This window comes from Lentisalinibacter orientalis, from assembly GCF_040706535.1.
Lineage (GTDB): Bacteria > Pseudomonadota > Gammaproteobacteria > Steroidobacterales > Woeseiaceae > Lentisalinibacter > Lentisalinibacter orientalis.
Genome location: NZ_JAPDRJ010000001.1, coordinates 1,685,240 through 1,701,015, shown reverse-complemented (window position 1 = coordinate 1,701,015; position 15,776 = coordinate 1,685,240). Strand labels below are relative to the sequence as shown.

18 protein-coding genes are annotated in these 15,776 nt (G+C 62.9%); 9 read left to right on the top strand and 9 right to left on the bottom strand.

From position 1 onward, the window contains the following. The first annotated feature begins 4 nt into the window (after positions 1-4). The 3 genes from ACJMK0_RS07550 to ACJMK0_RS07540 are packed head-to-tail and all read left to right on the top strand — an operon-like array spanning position 5 to position 2,278. Positions 5-682 carry a response regulator gene (locus tag ACJMK0_RS07550; RefSeq protein WP_405237013.1) on the top strand — a complete coding sequence of 226 codons (678 nt, stop codon included), beginning with the start codon at positions 5-7 and terminating at the stop codon, positions 680-682. After that, complete coding sequence (locus ACJMK0_RS07545; RefSeq protein WP_405237011.1) at positions 679-1,377, top strand: endonuclease V; 699 nt, start codon at positions 679-681, stop codon at positions 1,375-1,377. Before ACJMK0_RS07550 ends, ACJMK0_RS07545 begins: the two co-directional genes overlap by 4 nt. 40 nt (positions 1,378-1,417) lie before the next feature. Then, on the top strand, positions 1,418-2,278 hold the full coding sequence (locus ACJMK0_RS07540) for an NAD-dependent epimerase/dehydratase family protein (RefSeq protein WP_405237009.1): 861 nt from the start codon (positions 1,418-1,420) through the stop codon (positions 2,276-2,278). Between the two features lie 151 nt (positions 2,279-2,429). On the opposite strand, the gene katG is transcribed toward ACJMK0_RS07540, so the two are convergent. The 4 genes from katG to ACJMK0_RS07520 form a co-directional block, all read right to left on the bottom strand. Continuing rightward, positions 2,430-4,709, bottom strand: coding sequence for a catalase/peroxidase HPI (katG, locus tag ACJMK0_RS07535; protein ID WP_405237007.1), 2,280 nt, complete (start codon positions 4,707-4,709; stop codon positions 2,430-2,432). A 174-nt stretch (positions 4,710-4,883) separates the two neighbouring features. After that, entirely contained in the window at positions 4,884-5,372 is a 489-nt protein-coding gene (locus tag ACJMK0_RS07530; RefSeq protein WP_405237005.1) for an anthrone oxygenase family protein, read from the bottom strand. After that, positions 5,369-6,238 carry an NmrA family NAD(P)-binding protein gene (locus ACJMK0_RS07525; protein ID WP_405237003.1) on the bottom strand — a complete coding sequence of 290 codons (870 nt, stop codon included), beginning with the start codon at positions 6,236-6,238 and terminating at the stop codon, positions 5,369-5,371. Before ACJMK0_RS07525 ends, ACJMK0_RS07530 begins: the two co-directional genes overlap by 4 nt. Before the next feature lie 39 nt (positions 6,239-6,277). Then, the gene (locus ACJMK0_RS07520) at positions 6,278-6,697 is read right to left on the bottom strand and encodes a DUF4345 domain-containing protein (RefSeq protein WP_405237001.1); all 420 of its coding nucleotides are present in this window, start codon (positions 6,695-6,697) and stop codon (positions 6,278-6,280) included. Between the two features lie 70 nt (positions 6,698-6,767). Between ACJMK0_RS07520 and ACJMK0_RS07515 the strand changes: the two genes are divergently transcribed. The 3 genes from ACJMK0_RS07515 (at position 6,768) to ACJMK0_RS07505 (ending at position 8,823) form a co-directional block, all read left to right on the top strand. Then, a complete protein-coding gene (locus ACJMK0_RS07515; RefSeq protein WP_405236999.1) occupies positions 6,768-7,355 on the top strand; it encodes a TetR/AcrR family transcriptional regulator in 588 nt (195 codons plus the stop codon). An 81-nt stretch (positions 7,356-7,436) separates the two neighbouring features. Further along, positions 7,437-8,405 (top strand): SDR family NAD(P)-dependent oxidoreductase, encoded by a 969-nt coding sequence (locus ACJMK0_RS07510; protein ID WP_405236997.1) that lies wholly within the window; start codon positions 7,437-7,439, stop codon positions 8,403-8,405. After that, positions 8,314-8,823, top strand: a complete 510-nt coding sequence (locus tag ACJMK0_RS07505) for an NYN domain-containing protein (RefSeq protein ID WP_405237920.1) — start codon at positions 8,314-8,316, stop codon at positions 8,821-8,823. Before ACJMK0_RS07510 ends, ACJMK0_RS07505 begins: the two co-directional genes overlap by 92 nt. A 272-nt stretch (positions 8,824-9,095) precedes the next feature. Here ACJMK0_RS07505 and ACJMK0_RS07500 read toward each other — a convergent pair whose 3' ends face one another. Beyond that, entirely contained in the window at positions 9,096-9,326 is a 231-nt protein-coding gene (locus ACJMK0_RS07500; RefSeq protein WP_405236995.1) for an addiction module antidote protein, read from the bottom strand. 339 nt (positions 9,327-9,665) lie between these two features. Beyond that, on the bottom strand, positions 9,666-10,007 hold the full coding sequence (locus ACJMK0_RS07495; RefSeq protein ID WP_405236993.1) for a hypothetical protein: 342 nt from the start codon (positions 10,005-10,007) through the stop codon (positions 9,666-9,668). Positions 10,008-10,230: 223 nt separating this feature from the next. On the opposite strand from ACJMK0_RS07495, the gene ACJMK0_RS07490 reads away from it, so the two are divergent. Further along, positions 10,231-10,791 carry a peroxiredoxin family protein gene (locus tag ACJMK0_RS07490; protein WP_405236991.1) on the top strand — a complete coding sequence of 187 codons (561 nt, stop codon included), beginning with the start codon at positions 10,231-10,233 and terminating at the stop codon, positions 10,789-10,791. Positions 10,792-11,594: 803 nt separating this feature from the next. Here ACJMK0_RS07490 and ACJMK0_RS07485 read toward each other — a convergent pair. Then, the gene (locus ACJMK0_RS07485) at positions 11,595-13,139 is read right to left on the bottom strand and encodes a Fic family protein (RefSeq protein WP_405236989.1); all 1,545 of its coding nucleotides are present in this window, start codon (positions 13,137-13,139) and stop codon (positions 11,595-11,597) included. A gap of 322 nt (positions 13,140-13,461) precedes the next feature. Continuing rightward, a complete protein-coding gene (locus ACJMK0_RS07480) occupies positions 13,462-13,812 on the bottom strand; it encodes a plasmid pRiA4b ORF-3 family protein (protein ID WP_405236987.1) in 351 nt (116 codons plus the stop codon). A 133-nt stretch (positions 13,813-13,945) separates the two neighbouring features. Between ACJMK0_RS07480 and ACJMK0_RS07475 the strand changes: the two genes are divergently transcribed. Next, entirely contained in the window at positions 13,946-14,275 is a 330-nt protein-coding gene (locus tag ACJMK0_RS07475) for a type II toxin-antitoxin system RelE/ParE family toxin (protein ID WP_405236985.1), read from the top strand. A 10-nt stretch (positions 14,276-14,285) separates the two neighbouring features. Next, the gene (nadS, locus tag ACJMK0_RS07470) at positions 14,286-14,579 is read left to right on the top strand and encodes a NadS family protein (protein ID WP_405236983.1); all 294 of its coding nucleotides are present in this window, start codon (positions 14,286-14,288) and stop codon (positions 14,577-14,579) included. A 21-nt stretch (positions 14,580-14,600) separates the two neighbouring features. Here nadS and ACJMK0_RS07465 read toward each other — a convergent pair whose 3' ends face one another. Further along, positions 14,601-15,623 (bottom strand): integrase core domain-containing protein, encoded by a 1,023-nt coding sequence (locus tag ACJMK0_RS07465; protein ID WP_405236981.1) that lies wholly within the window; start codon positions 15,621-15,623, stop codon positions 14,601-14,603. Positions 15,624-15,776: the final 153 nt, after the last annotated feature.

Sequence of the window (15,776 nt, the reverse complement as noted above, 5' to 3'; positions counted from 1 at the left end):
CACCGTGCCGATCCGCCTCCTCCTCATCGACGATCAGACCCTGGTACGCCAGGGCATCCGCGGGCTGCTCGAACTGTCCGACCGGGTCGCCGTGGTGGCCGAGGGCAGCGATGGCGACCAGGCGGTCGAACTCGCCCGCGCCCACGGACCGGACGTCGTCCTCATGGACATGCGCATGCCGCGCATGGACGGCGCGGAGGCGACGCGAGCGCTCGCCGATGCCGGCCTGGATATCCCCGTCATCATCCTCACGACCTTCGACGATCACAACCAGGTGCTGGCCGGCATCCAGGCCGGGGCCAAGGGCTACCTGCTGAAGGACGTCTCGCTCGAGAGTCTGATCGAGGCCATCGAGTCCGTCGCTGCCGGCAGGACCATGATCCAGCCCGGCGTCACCGAGTCGCTGCTGCGCGGGCTCACCGGCAGTGCCGGAACCGATGCACCGGCGCCGCCGGAGCGCCTGACGCCGCGGGAGACGGAAATACTCCGTCTGATGGCCGGCGGCTACAGCAACCGCGAGATCGCCACGGCGCTCAGCAGATCCGAGGGCACCATCAAGAATCAGGTATCCAGCATCCTCGGCAAGCTCGGCGTCCGCGATCGTACCCGCGCGGTCCTGAAGGCCATCGAGATGGGATTGCTTGCCGGCCCTGGCCGCGATCAGGGCCCGGGAGCGAGATGAAGATCCCGCGGTCTCCCCACCCGTGGAACCTCACGCCGAAGCAGGCGGTCACCGTGCAGCGGCGCCTGCGGGATCGCGTCCGACTGCGACCTGCGCCGCTGCCCCGTCGCATCGTCGGGCTGGACTGCGCATTCCTGGGCGACTCCGTCATCGCGGTCGGCGTCGTCTGGGACACCGCCGGAAAGACGATGGTCGAGACTCGCGCCGCGCGGGCGCCGCTGCGCTTCCCTTATGTACCCGGCCTGCTCTCGTTCCGCGAGGTACCGGTATTGCTACAGGTGCTGCGCCGGGTGCAGACCCCGGTGGGCGGCATCCTCTGTGACGGCCAGGGCATCGCGCACCCGCGGCGGATGGGGCTCGCCACGCATCTGGGGCTCATCGTCGGTCTGCCCACCGTCGGCTGTGCCAAATCCCGGCTGTGCGGCACCCATCGGGAGCCGGGGCAGCGGCGCGGATCGGTCGCCCCGTTGATGGACGAGGACGAGCGCATCGGCGCCGTGCTGCGTACCCGCGACGGCGTGAAGCCGCTCTACGTCAGCCCGGGACATCTCGTCGATCACGAATCCAGCATCGACTGGGTGCTGGCCTGCGGCGCAGGTTTTCGGCTGCCGGAGCCCACCCGGCTGGCCGACCGTCTGGTGGCGCGGTACAAGAAGGCGGGGCGCTACCGCGGCGGTCTCGGCACCCCCGGATAGCCGACCGCGGCGACTGCACGCACCGAACGAGGTAGCCACCATGCGCGTACTGTTGCTCGGAGCAACCGGATTCATCGGCAGCGCGATTCTGCGCGAGTTCCTGGCCGCCGGCCACGGCGTGGTGGCGCTGGCGCGCACGGCGAGCGCGGCCGAGCGGCCAGGCCGTGCCGGTGCGGAGGTGGTACGCGGCGATTTGCGTGAACCCGAACGCTGGGCGGCAATCGTCCGTGACGTCGATGCGGTCATCCATGCCGCGGCGACATTTACCGCAGACATGGGAGAGGTAGACCGGGCCGCCGTCCGCTCACTCATCGAGAACGCCATGGGCGCCGACCGCCGTATACGCTTCATCTATACGGGCGGAGTCTGGCTGTACGGCGAAACGGGCGACAGTATCGCCACGGAGGAAACGCCATTCGCTCCCATTGCCGCCTTCGACTGGATGGTGCGCAACTCCGCCGAGGTGCTGTCTGCACCCTGCTTCGAGGCGAACGTCGTGCATCCGGGCATATGCTATGTGCGCGACGGCGGCGCGTTTTCACGACTCCTGCCCGAGCGCGGGCGAATCGTGGTCTGGGGTTCGCTGCAGACGCGGTGGCCGCTGGTGCACAGGGACGACCTCGCGCGGGCCTACCGGCTGGTGCTCGAGCATGGCGCGGCGGGCGCATCCTATAACGTCTGCGCCGAGGAGGGCGTGCAGGTGGGCGACGTCGTCGCTGCGATCGCCAAGCGGCACGCAATCCGGACACCGCCATTGGAACGCCCGCTCGAGCAAGTCGTGAAGGAGCACGGTGCATGGGCCGTCGGCCCCACCCTGGATCAGCGGATGAGCAGCCGCAGAATCCGCGAGACACTGGGCTGGATGCCTGCGCACACCGATGCCGTAGCGGAGATGTCCTGAGGGGCAAGGCGCTGCCCCCGGAGAGCATTTCGGCGGCTCCCCAGGGTCCACCAAAGAAAACGGCGGCACATCATGCGCCGCCGTTCCCGTTGTGGGCGGTCGCCGGGCCGCACGCGGCGGCCCGGGACCTGTCATGGCACGAAGCTGCCGCTCAGCGGCTGGCCACCATGCCGGCAGACGGGACTTCCTCGATGTCGAAGCGGTCCAGCGTCATCACCTTGGCCCACGCATCGACGAAGTCACGCACGAACTTCTCGCGCGCATCGTCCGCCGCGTACGCCTCGGCAACGGCCCGCAGCTCCGAGTTGGAACCGAAGATCAGGTCCACCGGGGTGGCGGTCCACTTCACTTCGCCGGTCGCGCGGTCGCGACCCTCGTAGATGCCCTCGGTCGAGGCCTTCTGCCACTTCGTGGACATGTCGAGCAGATTGACGAAGAAGTCGTTGCTCAGCGTCCCCGGACGATCGGTGAACACGCCGTGGTCGGCGCCGCCGATGTTGGCGTCCAGGGCCCGCATGCCGCCCACCAGCACCGTCATCTCCGGCACCGTCAGCGTCAGCAGGTCGGCCTTCTCCACCATCATCTCCGCCGGCGAGCTGTAGTTGTTCTCGCCGTAGTAGTTGCGGAAGGCGTCGGCGGTCGGCTTCAGCACCGCGAAGGACTCCACGTCGGTCTGCTCCTGGCTCGCGTCCATGCGACCGGGCACGAAGGGCACCTGCACGTCGTAGCCGGCCTTCTTCGCGGCCTGCTCGATGGCGGCGGCGCCGCCGAGCACGATCACGTCGGCCAGCGAGACCTGCTTGTCACCCGACAGGGACTTGTTGAAGTCCTTCTGGATGCTCGTGAGCTTCTTCAGCACCCGGTCGAGTTCCTCCGGGTTGTTCACCGGCCAGTCGCGCTGCGGCGCCAGGCGAATACGCGCCCCGTTGGCCCCACCGCGCATGTCGGTGCCGCGGAAGGTGGAGGCAGACGCCCATGCCGTGCGCACGAGCTCGGAGGTGGTCAGACCGGAATCCAGAATCTCCGCCTTCAGCTCGGCGATGTCGCCGGCGTCGATCAGCTCGTGGTCGACGGCGGGGATGGGATCCTGCCAGAGCAGCGCTTCGGCGGGCACCTCGGCACCGACGTAGCGGGCCCGCGGGCCCATGTCACGGTGCGTCAGCTTGAACCAGGCCCGCGCAAAAGCGTCCTCGAACTCGGTCGGGTTCTCCAGAAAGCGCTTGGCAATCTTGCGATACGCCGGGTCTTCCCTCAGTGCCAGGTCCGTGGTCAGCATGATGACCGACTGGGTCTTGCCCTTCACGTGGGCATCCGGAGCCATGGCGGCGGCCGGATTACCCTTGGGCACCCACTGGATGGCGCCGGCCGGACTGCGGGTCTGCTCCCATTCGAAGTTGAACAGGTTCTGCAGGTACATCATCGACCACTGCGTGGGCGCTGCGGTCCAGGGGCCTTCCAGTCCGCTGGTGATGGTGTCCTCGGCGTTGCCCTTGCCGCACTTGTTCTGCCAGCCGAGACCCTGCTCCTCGATGTCCGCCGCGGCAGGCTCGGCTCCGACGCAACCGTCGGGCTTGGCAGCGCCGTGCACCTTGCCGAAGGTGTGGCCGCCGGCGATCAGCGCGACGGTCTCCTCGTCATTCATGGCCATGCGGCCGAAGCTGTGGCGGATCTGCTTCGCGGAAGCCAACGGATCCGGGTTACCGCCCGGGCCTTCCGGGTTCACGTAGATGAGGCCCATCTGGGTCGCGGCGAGCGGACCCTGGAGGTCGCCCTTCTCGTCGAACCGGTCGCGTCCCAGCATCTCCATCTCGGGACCCCAGTTCACGATCTCCGGCTCCCAGTCGTCCTCGCGACCGCCGGCGAAACCGAAGGTCTTGAAGCCCATCGACTCCAGCGAGACGTTGCCGGCCAGGATCATCAGATCGGCCCAGGAGAGGCTGCGGCCGTACTTCTGCTTGATCGGCCACAGCAGCCGGCGAGCCTTGTCCAGATTGGCGTTGTCCGGCCAGCTGTTCAGCGGGTCGAAACGCTGCTGACCGCCGCCGGCGCCGCCGCGGCCGTCGTGCACGCGGTAGGTGCCCGCGCTGTGCCAGGCCATGCGGATCATCAGCGGACCGTAATGACCCCAGTCGGCGGGCCACCAGTCCTGGGAATCGGTCAGCACGGTCTCGATATCCGCTTTGACCTGCTTCAGATCGAGGGCGGCGAACGCCTCGGCATAGTCGAAGTCCTCGCCGTACGGGTTGGACTCCTCGTCGTGCTGGCGCAGCGGCGTGAGGTCCAACTGCTCCGGCCACCAGAAGCTGTTCGGCTTGGCCTCGCTCTGGCCGAAAGCCTTCTCGGATGCCACCACAGGCGACATCTCGGAGCCGACCGCGGGCGATATCGTTACCGCCATGGCAGCCAGTAGTAGTATCGGTTGTTTACGCATTTCACTTTTCCCCTTTCAGTAACACACGAAGCGTCACGGTCATTAATTAAACCGGATAAAGGACCGTCGTGCGATTCAATTTTTGGGACACTGTACCCCGGGAAAACGATTGCAGACCGGCCATGCGTAACCGATTAATCGGGCGGGAAAAAGCGGCGGCGGGCGCGGCGCGGCCTACTGCCGCAGGCCCACGAGAAACAGCAGGACGGCGGCGGCGGCCGCGACGGTGCGCAACGTGTTCAGGCGGGTCCAGCGTTCGAGGTAGTGCTCCCATAGCGGCACCGCCCCCGGGTCCGCCGCGCAGGCCGCCGCGAGCCGGTCGTTGAGCGGCACGTTACCGAGTCCCGTCACCAGGAACGTGCCGCCAATGTAGGCCAGCGCCCCCGCCAGAAACCAGGGCGCCTCCGGATTCCCCCAGCGGGCGACGGCCAGACCGGCGACCACCAGCGACACGGCTGCGGTGCCGACGAAGGCGCCGAGAAACGAGCGGTTCAGGACGACCACATTGATCGACTGCATCGCTGCGATCCCCTCCGCCGCGGGCAGGCGCGCCAGGCCCCCCATGACAAAGCTGGAGAAGGCGAAGAAAACCCCGGCGACGATTGCCGAGCCGAGCAGCGCCGCCATTGCGGCAATTGCCATGACTTCCGTAACCGCGCTCATGCCGCCGCCTCCGCGGTGCCCGTATTCCAGGTGCCACTGGCCGCAACCCGGTGCACGAATTCGGTGAAATCCCCGGGTTCGCGGCCGAGTGCTCGCTGCACGCCGTCGCAGACGTCCGTATTACGGCCATCGAGCACGGTGCCGAAGAGGTAATCGAGCAACCAGGCCACATCGGCCGGAACGCCCGCATCCGCCAGCGCGGCGGTGAACGCCTCCTGCGGGATACGGACGAACGAGACCTCGCGACCGGCCGCCGCCGATATCTCCGCGGCCAGTTCCGCAAAGGTCAGCGCCCGCGGACCGGTGACCTCGTACACCTCCCCGGCGTGGCCGTCCTCACTGAGTGCCGCCGCGGCCACGTCCGCGATGTCGTTCACGTCGATGAAGGGCTCGGGAATGTCCCTCGCCGGCAGCGTGATGGCGCCGTCCATGACCATCGGCAGGAACTCGCCCTCCGAGAAGTTCTGCATGAACCAGCCGGCGCGAACGATCGTCCAGTCCACTCCGGACTCCTGCACGATCCGCTCGCAGGCCTGGGCCTCTTCCTCGCCCCGGCCGGACAGCAGCACCAGACGCCGGACGCCTGCAGTGACCGCCCGAGCCACGAAGGCGCGGATGGTGTCTGCCGCACCGGTCACCGCGAGGTCGGGGGCGTAGGCGATGTACGCCGCCGTCACACCGGCCAGTGCCGCGTCCCAAGTGCCGGCGTCCTCCCAGTCGAAGGCGGGCGTTCCGGAACGGGAGCCGATGCGGATCTCCATGCCCCGGGCCGCCATAGCGCGGGCCACCCGGCGGCCCACCTTGCCGTTGCCGCCGGTCAGCAGGGTCACCTCGGCCGCAGTCTCGATCCGATTGTCGTCTTTCATGGTTTATTCCTTCGGTGATTCAGTTTCGGTTGTTCAGGCTCAGGGCGCGCGGCGGAAGTGCAGCAGGGTCAGCAGGCAGATCACGCCGATGACGATCTCGATGCCGGCGGCGCTCACGATGCCGCTGTGAGGCATACCGTCCACGGCGATGCTCAGCACGCGGGACAGGCCGCACGACAGGTAGACCGCCGTGGCCGTGGCCAGCGAGACCACGGCGAGGCTCGTCCGGAGCACACCGGCGAACATCAGCAGGCCCGCGATCAGCAACGTGCCCGCCGGCGCCTTCAACTCGTTGACCAGGGTCGCGTTGCCGACGACTTCGATCCCGTAGCTGCCGTAAAAGGCCTGCGGAGCGGCGAGGATGGCGGCGGCGATCGCGACGGCCACCAGTCCGCTGAAAGCGAGGACCAGCCGCGCGCCCGTCATGCCGTCGAAAATGGCTTTTCTTCTTGAATTCATGACCGTTTCCTCCTTTGACTTGACACTGTGTCAATTGACATGGCGTCAACCTTAGGGAATGCTTTACACCATGTCAAGTGCAAATTCCGAAACGCGCACCCGAATCCTCGAAGCCACCATCGCGATGCTCGAACACAAGGGCGGCCACGGGGTGCGGATGGGGGACATCGCAAAGGCGGCGGGAATCTCTCGCCAGGCGGTGTACCTTCATTTCGCGTCCCGCACGGAGCTGCTGATTGCGGCGACGCTCTACCGTGGCGAACTGCTCGACGTAGAGGAGCGGCTGGGGCCCTCGCGGGCCGCGGAAACGGGCGTCGAACGTCTGCGCCTCTATATCGAGTTCTGGGGCAACTTCATCCCCGAGATCTATGGCGTCGGCAAGGCACTCATGGTGGCGCAGGACGCCGACGAGGCGGCGGCTGCCGCGTGGCGCGATCGCATGATCGCGATGAAGGACGGCTGCCGCGCAGCGATCGACGCGCTGCACGCCGATGGGACGCTGGCACAAGGCTGGACGGGGCCGAAGGCCACCGAGGCGCTGTGGACGATGCTCCTCGTACCGAACTGGGAGCATCTCACGCTCGAGTGCGGCTGGTCGACGAAGGAGTACATTCGCTGGATGCAGTTCCTCGCGCATCGGGCGTTCGTCGAGGAGTGATACCAGGCCGGGGCGCTCCCGCCGGCGCGCCGAGAACCGTGCTATCTTCCCTCCCGTCCGAACAAGAACAAGGAAACAACCATGACCCGGTTCCTCCAGTCTGCTGCGGCTGCAGCGCTCCTTTTCCTCGGCTTTGCGGCCCCACAGACGGTCGCGGCAGAGACCGAACAATGGGTGCTGGTGACGGGCGCGAGCACCGGCATCGGCCGCAACCTGGCAGAGACCCTCGCGGAGAGCGGCTATCACGTCTACGCCGGAGCGCGGTCGGACGAAGACCTCGAGGCGCTCGATGCCATCGACAACATCACCGCGGTCCGCCTCGACGTCACGAAGCAGGACCAGGTCGACGCCGTCGTCGACCTCATCACCAGGAGAGGCACGGGTCTCTACGGTCTGGTGAATAACGCGGGCGTGGGCGGCGGCGGCAAGGTGCTTGAGACGCCGGTCGCCGGGCAGACCTTCGTCTACCAGGTCAACGTCGAGGGCATCTACCGGACGACCAAGGCCTTCGCGCCACTGGTCGCCGAGCAGAACGGCCGCATCGTCACCACCGGTTCCATCGCCGGCACCATGTCCTGGGCGGGCGGCAACGCCTACAGCGGCAGCAAGCACTGGGTCGAGGCGTTCACCGATGCGCTCGCCGCCGAGATGGAGCCGCTGGGGGTCCACGTCAGCGTCGTGGAACCGGGTAACTTCCAGTCGCACATCCGCCGCAGCGCCGTCGCACGCGCCTTCGCGCAGGTCGAGGCCACCGGCGGCGAGATCACCGATGAGATGCGACAGTTCCAGAAGGGGACCGTCGAGCGGGAGCTCTCCTACAAGGAACCCGACGAGGTTTCCGAGGCATTCATGCACGCGCTGTTCGCTGAAGAGCCGCTGCGCCGCTACGTGGTGACTCCGAACGAAGAGGAGCACGTGGCAACGATCCGGACGAAACTGACCGAACTCGTGCAGCTGAATCAGTGGGGGCCGTACAGCCATAGCCGCGACGAACTCGTCGCAATGCTGGACGAGATCCTGTCGGGAGGCACGGCTGAGACTGTCGAGTAGAACGCGCCTCTTTCTCGTCGACGGGCACAACCTGCTCTTCGCGCTGCGCGCTCGCTTCGCGGAGCATCTGGCGGACGGTCATCCCGGCACCGCCGCCCGTGAGGCACTGGTCGAAGCAACGGTCGGCGTATTTACCGGTCCGATACAGGTTGTGCGCATCTACTTCGACGGCAGCACGCCACACCGGGAACAGCGTTCAACGCAGGTCGAGGTCGTCTATCCCGGGGGTAAAGCGGATCAGTGCGCAGACCGGGCGATTCTGCGGGAGCTCGCCGCACGGGATGATGACGCCAGGACGGGCCCGGTCGTCACGGTCGTGACCCGCGATATCAAGCTGGCCAAGCGAGCTCGAAAACGTGGCGCGGCGGTGGTGGATCCGGAGGCGTTCTTCGAGGCGTGGATGCAAGAAAGCGGCTAGCGCCCAGGCACTAGCCGTTAGCTCTGATTGCGGATGTGGCGCGCCCGGAGAGATTGATTCGCTGGCTTCGCCAGCTCACCCGCTCGAACTCCCGACCGCCTGGCTCGGAGTTAGAAAGCGAAGTTCAAAGTCGTCAATTTAGCAAGCAATCTGTGGGACGCTCCGTTGCCGAATCTGCAGTACTTTGCAGCACTAATCAGGACCGAGACACGCAAATTTCCCGCAACGGCAAACAACCTGGAGTTCACAAATATGTTCGAGCCCGAACCGGCTCAGGCTGCCGAGACCGTTAGCTTCACACCCAGGCTGTGGAGCACTTTCAGCACGGTGTCGTAGCGGGGTTTTGCTCCCGGCGTCATCGCCTTGTAGAGGCTCTCGCGACCCAGACCCGTGCTCTCCGCGATCGCCGTCATCCCGCGCACCTTCGCCACGTTCACCACCGCTGCGAGGAAGACGTCCGGATTCTCGTCCTCGAGGGCCGCCGTCAGGTACTCCGCGATCACCTCCTCCTCTAGTGTTAGAGTCTAGGTGTTGCAACCACCGATTGAACCCGCACAACGAGACCGGTCATTCTGTAGCGGTACCGGGAGAAAGTTGCCAGGTTCTGGACTCGAGCCGAACCGGACACTTGATGATGCTCTGAGCTAGACTGATCGCAACCCTAAGCGGACTTTATCAGCACGCGGACGACTGGCATGCAAAGGTCGTAGTGGACGGCCAGCCGATCACCAGTTGGAACCCGCTTCGTCGGAAGCAGCCGCCGATGCCCTACTGGAGAAACCCGCTTAATCTTCCTTTCGGCGCATGCCGCGCCGGCTGACACAGCGGCCACTGCCCGTCCGCTAGGCGCGCCGTGCGGCCATGAAGTCGCGGACGATCAGGGCGAATAGTGTCGCGCTCAAAGCCAGCATGCCGATGTTGACCGTCAGGGCAAGCGGGCTCATGGCGGCTGCGCGGATGGCGAGCGCCGCCGCCGGGGCCAGAGCGCCGAGCAGGGCGACGAGCCCGGCCACCGGAAGCAGGTATTTGCGAAGACCAGCGAGTACCATCGCCAGGACCCCGACGATCACCAATGCGCCGCCTACGTAGGCAGGCAGCAGGGCGGTACGGCTGGAAGACATCAGGAAAGCGCCGACGCCAAGCGCGATCAACAGCACGGCGAACACGACGATTGTCTTGGGCATCGGGGTCTCCGGAAGATTGCCAAACGAGCGACAGGGACATATTAGTCGAGGTAGTAAACCAACGCGAGAATGTGCCTGTCCTATTCACGGGATTCCACATCCCGCGTGGTGGCGGTTGCGCTCCCCTGCTCGACCGCTCCACGTTCCACAGCCGCTTGTCTTACGATCCGTTTTTCGGGAACCTTTGGACCTTGGAACTCACTAACCGACCGAGCACCGGCCGATGAGCAACGACATGAGCCAGACCGTGCCCCCGAACGCAGCGCCGAACGGCGAGAACCCCCGCCGCGGCGCGCTCGTCTTCGTCGTCGTCGCCTTCGCCTTGATCGCGATGCTGGCGGCCCTGCCGTTTCTCGCGAGCCGCCCGCGGCCGGCACCCGATTTCGCGATGACGACGCTCGCGGGCGAAGCGAAGACCCTCGAGACCCTGGCCGGTCGTCCGGTCCTGGTCAGTTTCTGGTCGCCCACCTGCGGTCCCTGCATGAGCGAGATGCCGTCGCTGATCGCCGTACATCGCCGGTATGCGCGCGAGGGCCTCGTCACGCTCGCGGTTGCGATGCCCTACGACCGGCGGGACGAGATAGTGCGGGTGGTACGCAGCCAGGGCATGCCCTTCGACATCGTCCACGATGCCGACGGCAGTCTCGCCCGGATGTTCGACGACACCCAGAACACGCCGACGAAATTCCTGATCGACCCGAGCAGTCAGATCATCAAGATCTACGTGGGCTCGACCCACTTTCCCGACCTGATCGAGCGGCTCGAGGGCATGCTCTCGACCTGATCGACGTGGCACCCGGCGCCGGCTGCCAGGCGTGCCCTCAAGTTCGTTCCTGCCCGTTGACGAAGGTCAATGCCGTACCCCCGGGCCGGCCCGAGACTGAGCGCTCGCCGGAGCGCCCTGGGGTGCTGAAAAGGAAAGCGACTAGCGCCTGAGCACTAACCGCTAGCTCTGATTGCGAATGTGGCGCGCCCGGAGACATTGATTCGCTGGCTTCGCCAGCTCACCCGTTGGGCAGCATCGCTGTGCTCCGCTGTCTGTCGCACGGCCGCGCCGTGCTCGGCTCGAACTCCCGACCGCCCGGTTCGTGGCTACCTAAACTATTGTAAGTACTTGACAAATCACGCCTGAAAGACGGCGCCCGTTGACCAGATTTCAGTACTTTGCACGACTCTGCACAGCTGATGTCGGAAACTTGTCGGAAACGCCCAGGTGGTCAGTCCAACAGCTCTTGTCTCCTTCAAAGCCAATCATCGATATCTTGCTGGTCCAGAATCCTCATGATCTCGACTGTACTGCCAACGATGCGGTAATAAATGCTGTCGACGCCGCAGACACTACGTCGGTAACCGCTGCGCATTTCATCAACGGCCTGGTACTGGTATGGCTATTGATTTGTACAGAAGCCTGACCCGCGATTTGCATTGAGTCTTCACCCGGATCATCTGTTCCAAGCGACTGAGGCAGAACGTCTAGTTGGCGAGCCATCCAGGTCCATCGACGATGCAATATTCGGTGAGTTCGGCTCAATATTCGGCGCAATTCAACCGGCTGATCAGTGACGAGGTATCACCACGGGCACTGGTCTATGCCAGGTCGAACAGATCGGCATAGATGGCCTGGATGCGCTGCGCTTCATCCTCGGTGAGCTTGGCAAACTCCTTGGTGCGCGCTCGCTTCGAGAGGGTGCCGTTGTTCTGGTGCAGGAAGTTGAAGAGAAGCTCGACGGTCCGGTCAGGCATGTCGACGATATCGAGGATCTGCCGCCGAAAGGCGTCATGGCATTGCAGAAATTGGGCTTCTTCGGGGATGTCCTGCTCGATGGTCTGTTGGACACACTGATAGAGGAAGTGTGCATGCGGGGTGGCATCAAAGAACCGGTAGAGATCCGCGGTGTCATTGAGCACTTCGACATTGTTCTTTCGTGTCGGTCGCCACTCAATGCATGGCAGCGCGCGGGTTGAGTAGCTTTCCAGGGTCTCCCGGTAGGTGGAGAGGTTATCCAGGATTGCGGAGGAAATGGGAAAAGGCATATCCGGCGGGTTGAAGCCGCGTTGGGCAAGGACATGGTGGATAAGGTAGCGATGAATTCGCCCGTTTCCGTCCTGGAAGGGGTGGATATAAACGAAGGCGAAAGCCAGAACAGCAGCGGCAATAACAGGATCCAGGTCAGGGGCAATGTGCTGATCGAAGTGCACGAGCCCTTCCATCAGTTCTTCCAGATCCTCCGGTTTGGCGCTGATGTGGTCAGGTATAGGGGCTTGCGTCGTGCGGTCATGTTCTCCGACAAAGCCGTCCTCTGTGCGAAGCCCGATATAGACGAACCGGGCATCGCCAATGACGATGTGTTGCAGCCGGATGAGCTCATCAACGGTGATGGGTTGGCGGCCGGCTTCGCCAATAATTTTTGCCCAACGCTGGATGCGTGTTTGGGGCGGCGCCTCCCCTTCTATGGCATAGCTTGATTTCGAGTCCTTCAGGAGGAGGAAGGCCGCAGTTCGAGTGATCAGGTCTTTCGGCAGCTCGGCGATACTTTGTCGGGCTTTGGCTTTTAAGTCAGAGGCAACAAACTCGTTGAGCGCTTCCGTGCGAAAGACCAAGGGACAAAACGCCGGTGTGCCTGGAAGGTTGTTCTTGACGCGGTGCCGCGGCGAGTTGTGGCCGGGTATAGCCCATTGAAGAGCTGGGTCAACGATGGGGGTATAGCGCCCCTGGGCGGCATCCGGCAGGTCAAGACGGGTCTCGAGGAGCCATTCATAGAGGAACCACAAGCGGCGAGCGTAGCTTCCGGAGGGCGTTTCGCGAACGATATCTTCGACGGGCTGCGCGCCGATTTCGAGGAACAGGGCTTTAAGGAGCCCGAGATCGAGTCCCTCGTATTTGAGGGCGAAGATCAGATGACCGGCTAAAGATTCGTCGGGCTCATGGCGTGGCGTGTAGAGCGTCCATTGCTCGTGTGTCAGGATTTTGTGCTTTTTTCCGATCGCCGCAAGTTTGAGCGGCGTTGGAACCTGAAGATCATAGGCATTGATAAGCGCGCTGTAGCCAGCCAGCACGACGCCTTCCGGCAAGTAGCTATCGCGAAAGGCGCGAACCGTTTGTGCCGGAATCTGGTGAGACGCTGACGCCATGAATTTTGTTCTTTTCCTGTGAAAAGCGGTTTCTATTGTTCTCCTATCGTGAAAAACGAGCCTATCACATGAAAATTGATTCCAATAGCGCTTTTTTTGTGAAAAATGTTCCTTAGCCGAGTATCTCAAACCTCAACGAGATCGTGCACGAAGCCATTCCACACCTTCTTGGATCCCCAAGATCATTGATTTGTACAGAAAACTGACCCGCGATTTGCATTGAGTCTTCGCCCGGATCATCTGCTCCAAGCGACTGAGGCAGAACGTCTAGTTGGCGAGCCATCCGGGTCAATCCACGATGCAAATATTCGGTGAGTTCGGCTCAGTATTCGGCGCAATTCAACACCCAATCGTCACCAAAGTCATACAGGTAGACCATTCTGTCGCCGGCACTCTGAAAATGCTCCACGACAGGCACCTGCCAGCTTGCGAACATCTCTCGACCGGTCGACAGATCATCGTCGATTGGTATTCCTATCTCCCAATCGCCGTTACCGCTCTCGCAGTCAGTCGAAAGAAACGCGTGCAGATGGTAATCGAGCCATCCCATGGCATCCTGAATGGCGACGTGCAGATCCCAGAAGGAGTAGTCGCCGGGCACTTCTATTTCACGCCAGATAGGAGGTGCGATGTCGCGCAGCTCGACTCGAAACCGAAAAACAGACCTTTCCACAGGGTTTTCAACCTCTCATCATGAGCCATTATTCATTGATAATCACAATATTATGCGATCAAGACCCGAATCGGCAGGGGGATTGACCTTTGGGGTTCATTGAACTACATTGTGATTCATTGGGTCATAGCTGATGCAGACCCTCGTCCCGATCGGCACTTTCGAGGAAAAGGCCCGGAAACTGCTTGGCAAAGCCGGCTTTGACGACCTGCTGGAATTCCTGGCCAGGCGCCCTAAAGCCGGGAGAATCATCCAGGGTACCGGAGGATTGCGAAAGCTACGCTTTGCGCGGCCCGGTAAAGGCAAGAGCGGTGGTGCCCGTGTGATCTACTACTATCACGATGACACCAAGCCGATTCTCTTGCTGCTGATTTATGCGAAAGCCGATCAGGATAACTTGACCAATGCGCAAAAAGCGCAACTCAAGAAACACGTCAACATCGTCATTGACGAGTTTTCTTAGGAGCCGAACGATGGACGACAAGCTTTTCAAAGAGCTCAACGCTAACCTGAAAGAGGCGGTAGAGATAGTCAGGGGCACGAAGGCGCCGAAGGTGGTCTATGTCGTTTTAAAGCCTGCTGAAATCAAGGCAATTCGGGCCAGCGTCGGCATGTCTCAGTCTGAATTTGCAAGCACCTTTCGCCTGAGCCTTGATACGCTCAAAGGTTGGGAGCAAGGCAAACGAAAACCCGACGCAGCGGCAGCCAATTTTTTACGCATGATCAAGGCGGATCCCCAGTTCGTCCAGCGGACGCTGGCCGCCTGATCGTGTCTGACGTTTGTTCGACTATGCCGCTTGCCGCAGGTACTCATGGTGCAAGCCGCCAAAATGCGGGCGCGAACGAATAGCCCCCTCACCTGGGAGCTGAACCAGCCGCCCCTGCGGTGAGTCCTTCTCCAGTGACAGGTGCGTACGCACCCCGTTGTAATAGGCGGCATACCGTTTGACGGTTCTTCGCAAATGCTGCTCGCCCAGAATGATCATATGGTCCAAGCACTCGCGCCGAATCGTGCCGATGACCCGCTCGGCGTACGCGTTCTGCCAGGGCGACGCTGGCGCTGTCAGAACTTCCGTCAAACCAGCGGATGCGACTTGCCGGCTGAATTTCTCGCCGAATTTGCCGTCCTGATCGCGGACCAGGTACTTGGCTGCCTCGTCGAGACCAATGGCTTCGATCACTTGGCGTGCGGTCCACTCGGCTGTCGGTGATTCCGTCACATTGGTATGCAGAATCTCTCGTCGATTGTGGCTGAGAACCACCAGTACAAACAGTACGCGAAACGTCGCAGTCGGCACCGTGAAGAAATCGGTGGCGATGATGTCGCTGAAATGATTTTCGAGGAACACTCGCCAGCTTTGCGACGGCGGCTTTCTGTTCCTGGTCATGTACTTGGCAACAGTTGTCTGGGATATCTCGATGCCGAGCTTCAACAGTTCACCGTGGATTCTCGGGGCACCCCACAGTGGATTGACCCGGCTAATTCGTCTGATCAGCGCCCTGATCGCGGGATCGAGTACCGGCCTGCCCTTGCGCCGGCATTTCCGGGCCCAGTAGCGCCGAAAGCCTTCCCGGTGCCAACGAATCACAGTTTCCGGTTTGACGATGTAGAGCGCACCTCGCCACCCGCGACACAACTTCGAGACCAGCATCCAGAACGACCGATCGGCCGCCGATAGCCGAGGCCGAGCGCTCTTCTCTTTCAAGACCGCCAGTTGCTGCCGCAACAGCAGGTTCTCTAATGCCAGGTCACGACGGGACCGAAACAATGAAACGAAGGAATTCAGGAATACGGAGAGCCATTTAGTCATCAGCGAAAGCTAAACAGCGGGCTGGAAAAAATCCAGCAAATTCAGTGCGGACGATTAAATGGTAGGCACAGGTTGGGCAGGGGTCACGCAAGGCTCCCGCACTGCTCGTTCTGAAAAAAAAAGCGGCTAGCGCCTGAGCACTAACCGCTTGAT

Bases quoted from the DNA above. Each gene is read 5' to 3' on its own strand.
- ACJMK0_RS07545 (WP_405237011.1), top strand. From the start codon at position 679: ATGAAGATCCCGCGGTCTCCCCACCCGTGGAACCTCACGCCGAAGCAG.
- ACJMK0_RS07540 (WP_405237009.1), top strand. From the start codon at position 1,418: ATGCGCGTACTGTTGCTCGGAGCAACCGGATTCATCGGCAGCGCGATT.
- katG (WP_405237007.1), bottom strand. From the start codon at position 4,709: ATGCGTAAACAACCGATACTACTACTGGCTGCCATGGCGGTAACGATA.
- ACJMK0_RS07530 (WP_405237005.1), bottom strand. From the start codon at position 5,372: ATGAGCGCGGTTACGGAAGTCATGGCAATTGCCGCAATGGCGGCGCTG.
- ACJMK0_RS07525 (WP_405237003.1), bottom strand. From the start codon at position 6,238: ATGAAAGACGACAATCGGATCGAGACTGCGGCCGAGGTGACCCTGCTG.
- ACJMK0_RS07520 (WP_405237001.1), bottom strand. From the start codon at position 6,697: ATGAATTCAAGAAGAAAAGCCATTTTCGACGGCATGACGGGCGCGCGG.
- ACJMK0_RS07515 (WP_405236999.1), top strand. From the start codon at position 6,768: ATGTCAAGTGCAAATTCCGAAACGCGCACCCGAATCCTCGAAGCCACC.
- ACJMK0_RS07510 (WP_405236997.1), top strand. From the start codon at position 7,437: ATGACCCGGTTCCTCCAGTCTGCTGCGGCTGCAGCGCTCCTTTTCCTC.
- ACJMK0_RS07495 (WP_405236993.1), bottom strand. From the start codon at position 10,007: ATGCCCAAGACAATCGTCGTGTTCGCCGTGCTGTTGATCGCGCTTGGC.
- ACJMK0_RS07490 (WP_405236991.1), top strand. From the start codon at position 10,231: ATGAGCAACGACATGAGCCAGACCGTGCCCCCGAACGCAGCGCCGAAC.
- ACJMK0_RS07485 (WP_405236989.1), bottom strand. From the start codon at position 13,139: ATGGCGTCAGCGTCTCACCAGATTCCGGCACAAACGGTTCGCGCCTTT.
- ACJMK0_RS07475 (WP_405236985.1), top strand. From the start codon at position 13,946: ATGCAGACCCTCGTCCCGATCGGCACTTTCGAGGAAAAGGCCCGGAAA.
- nadS (WP_405236983.1), top strand. From the start codon at position 14,286: ATGGACGACAAGCTTTTCAAAGAGCTCAACGCTAACCTGAAAGAGGCG.
- ACJMK0_RS07465 (WP_405236981.1), bottom strand. From the start codon at position 15,623: ATGACTAAATGGCTCTCCGTATTCCTGAATTCCTTCGTTTCATTGTTT.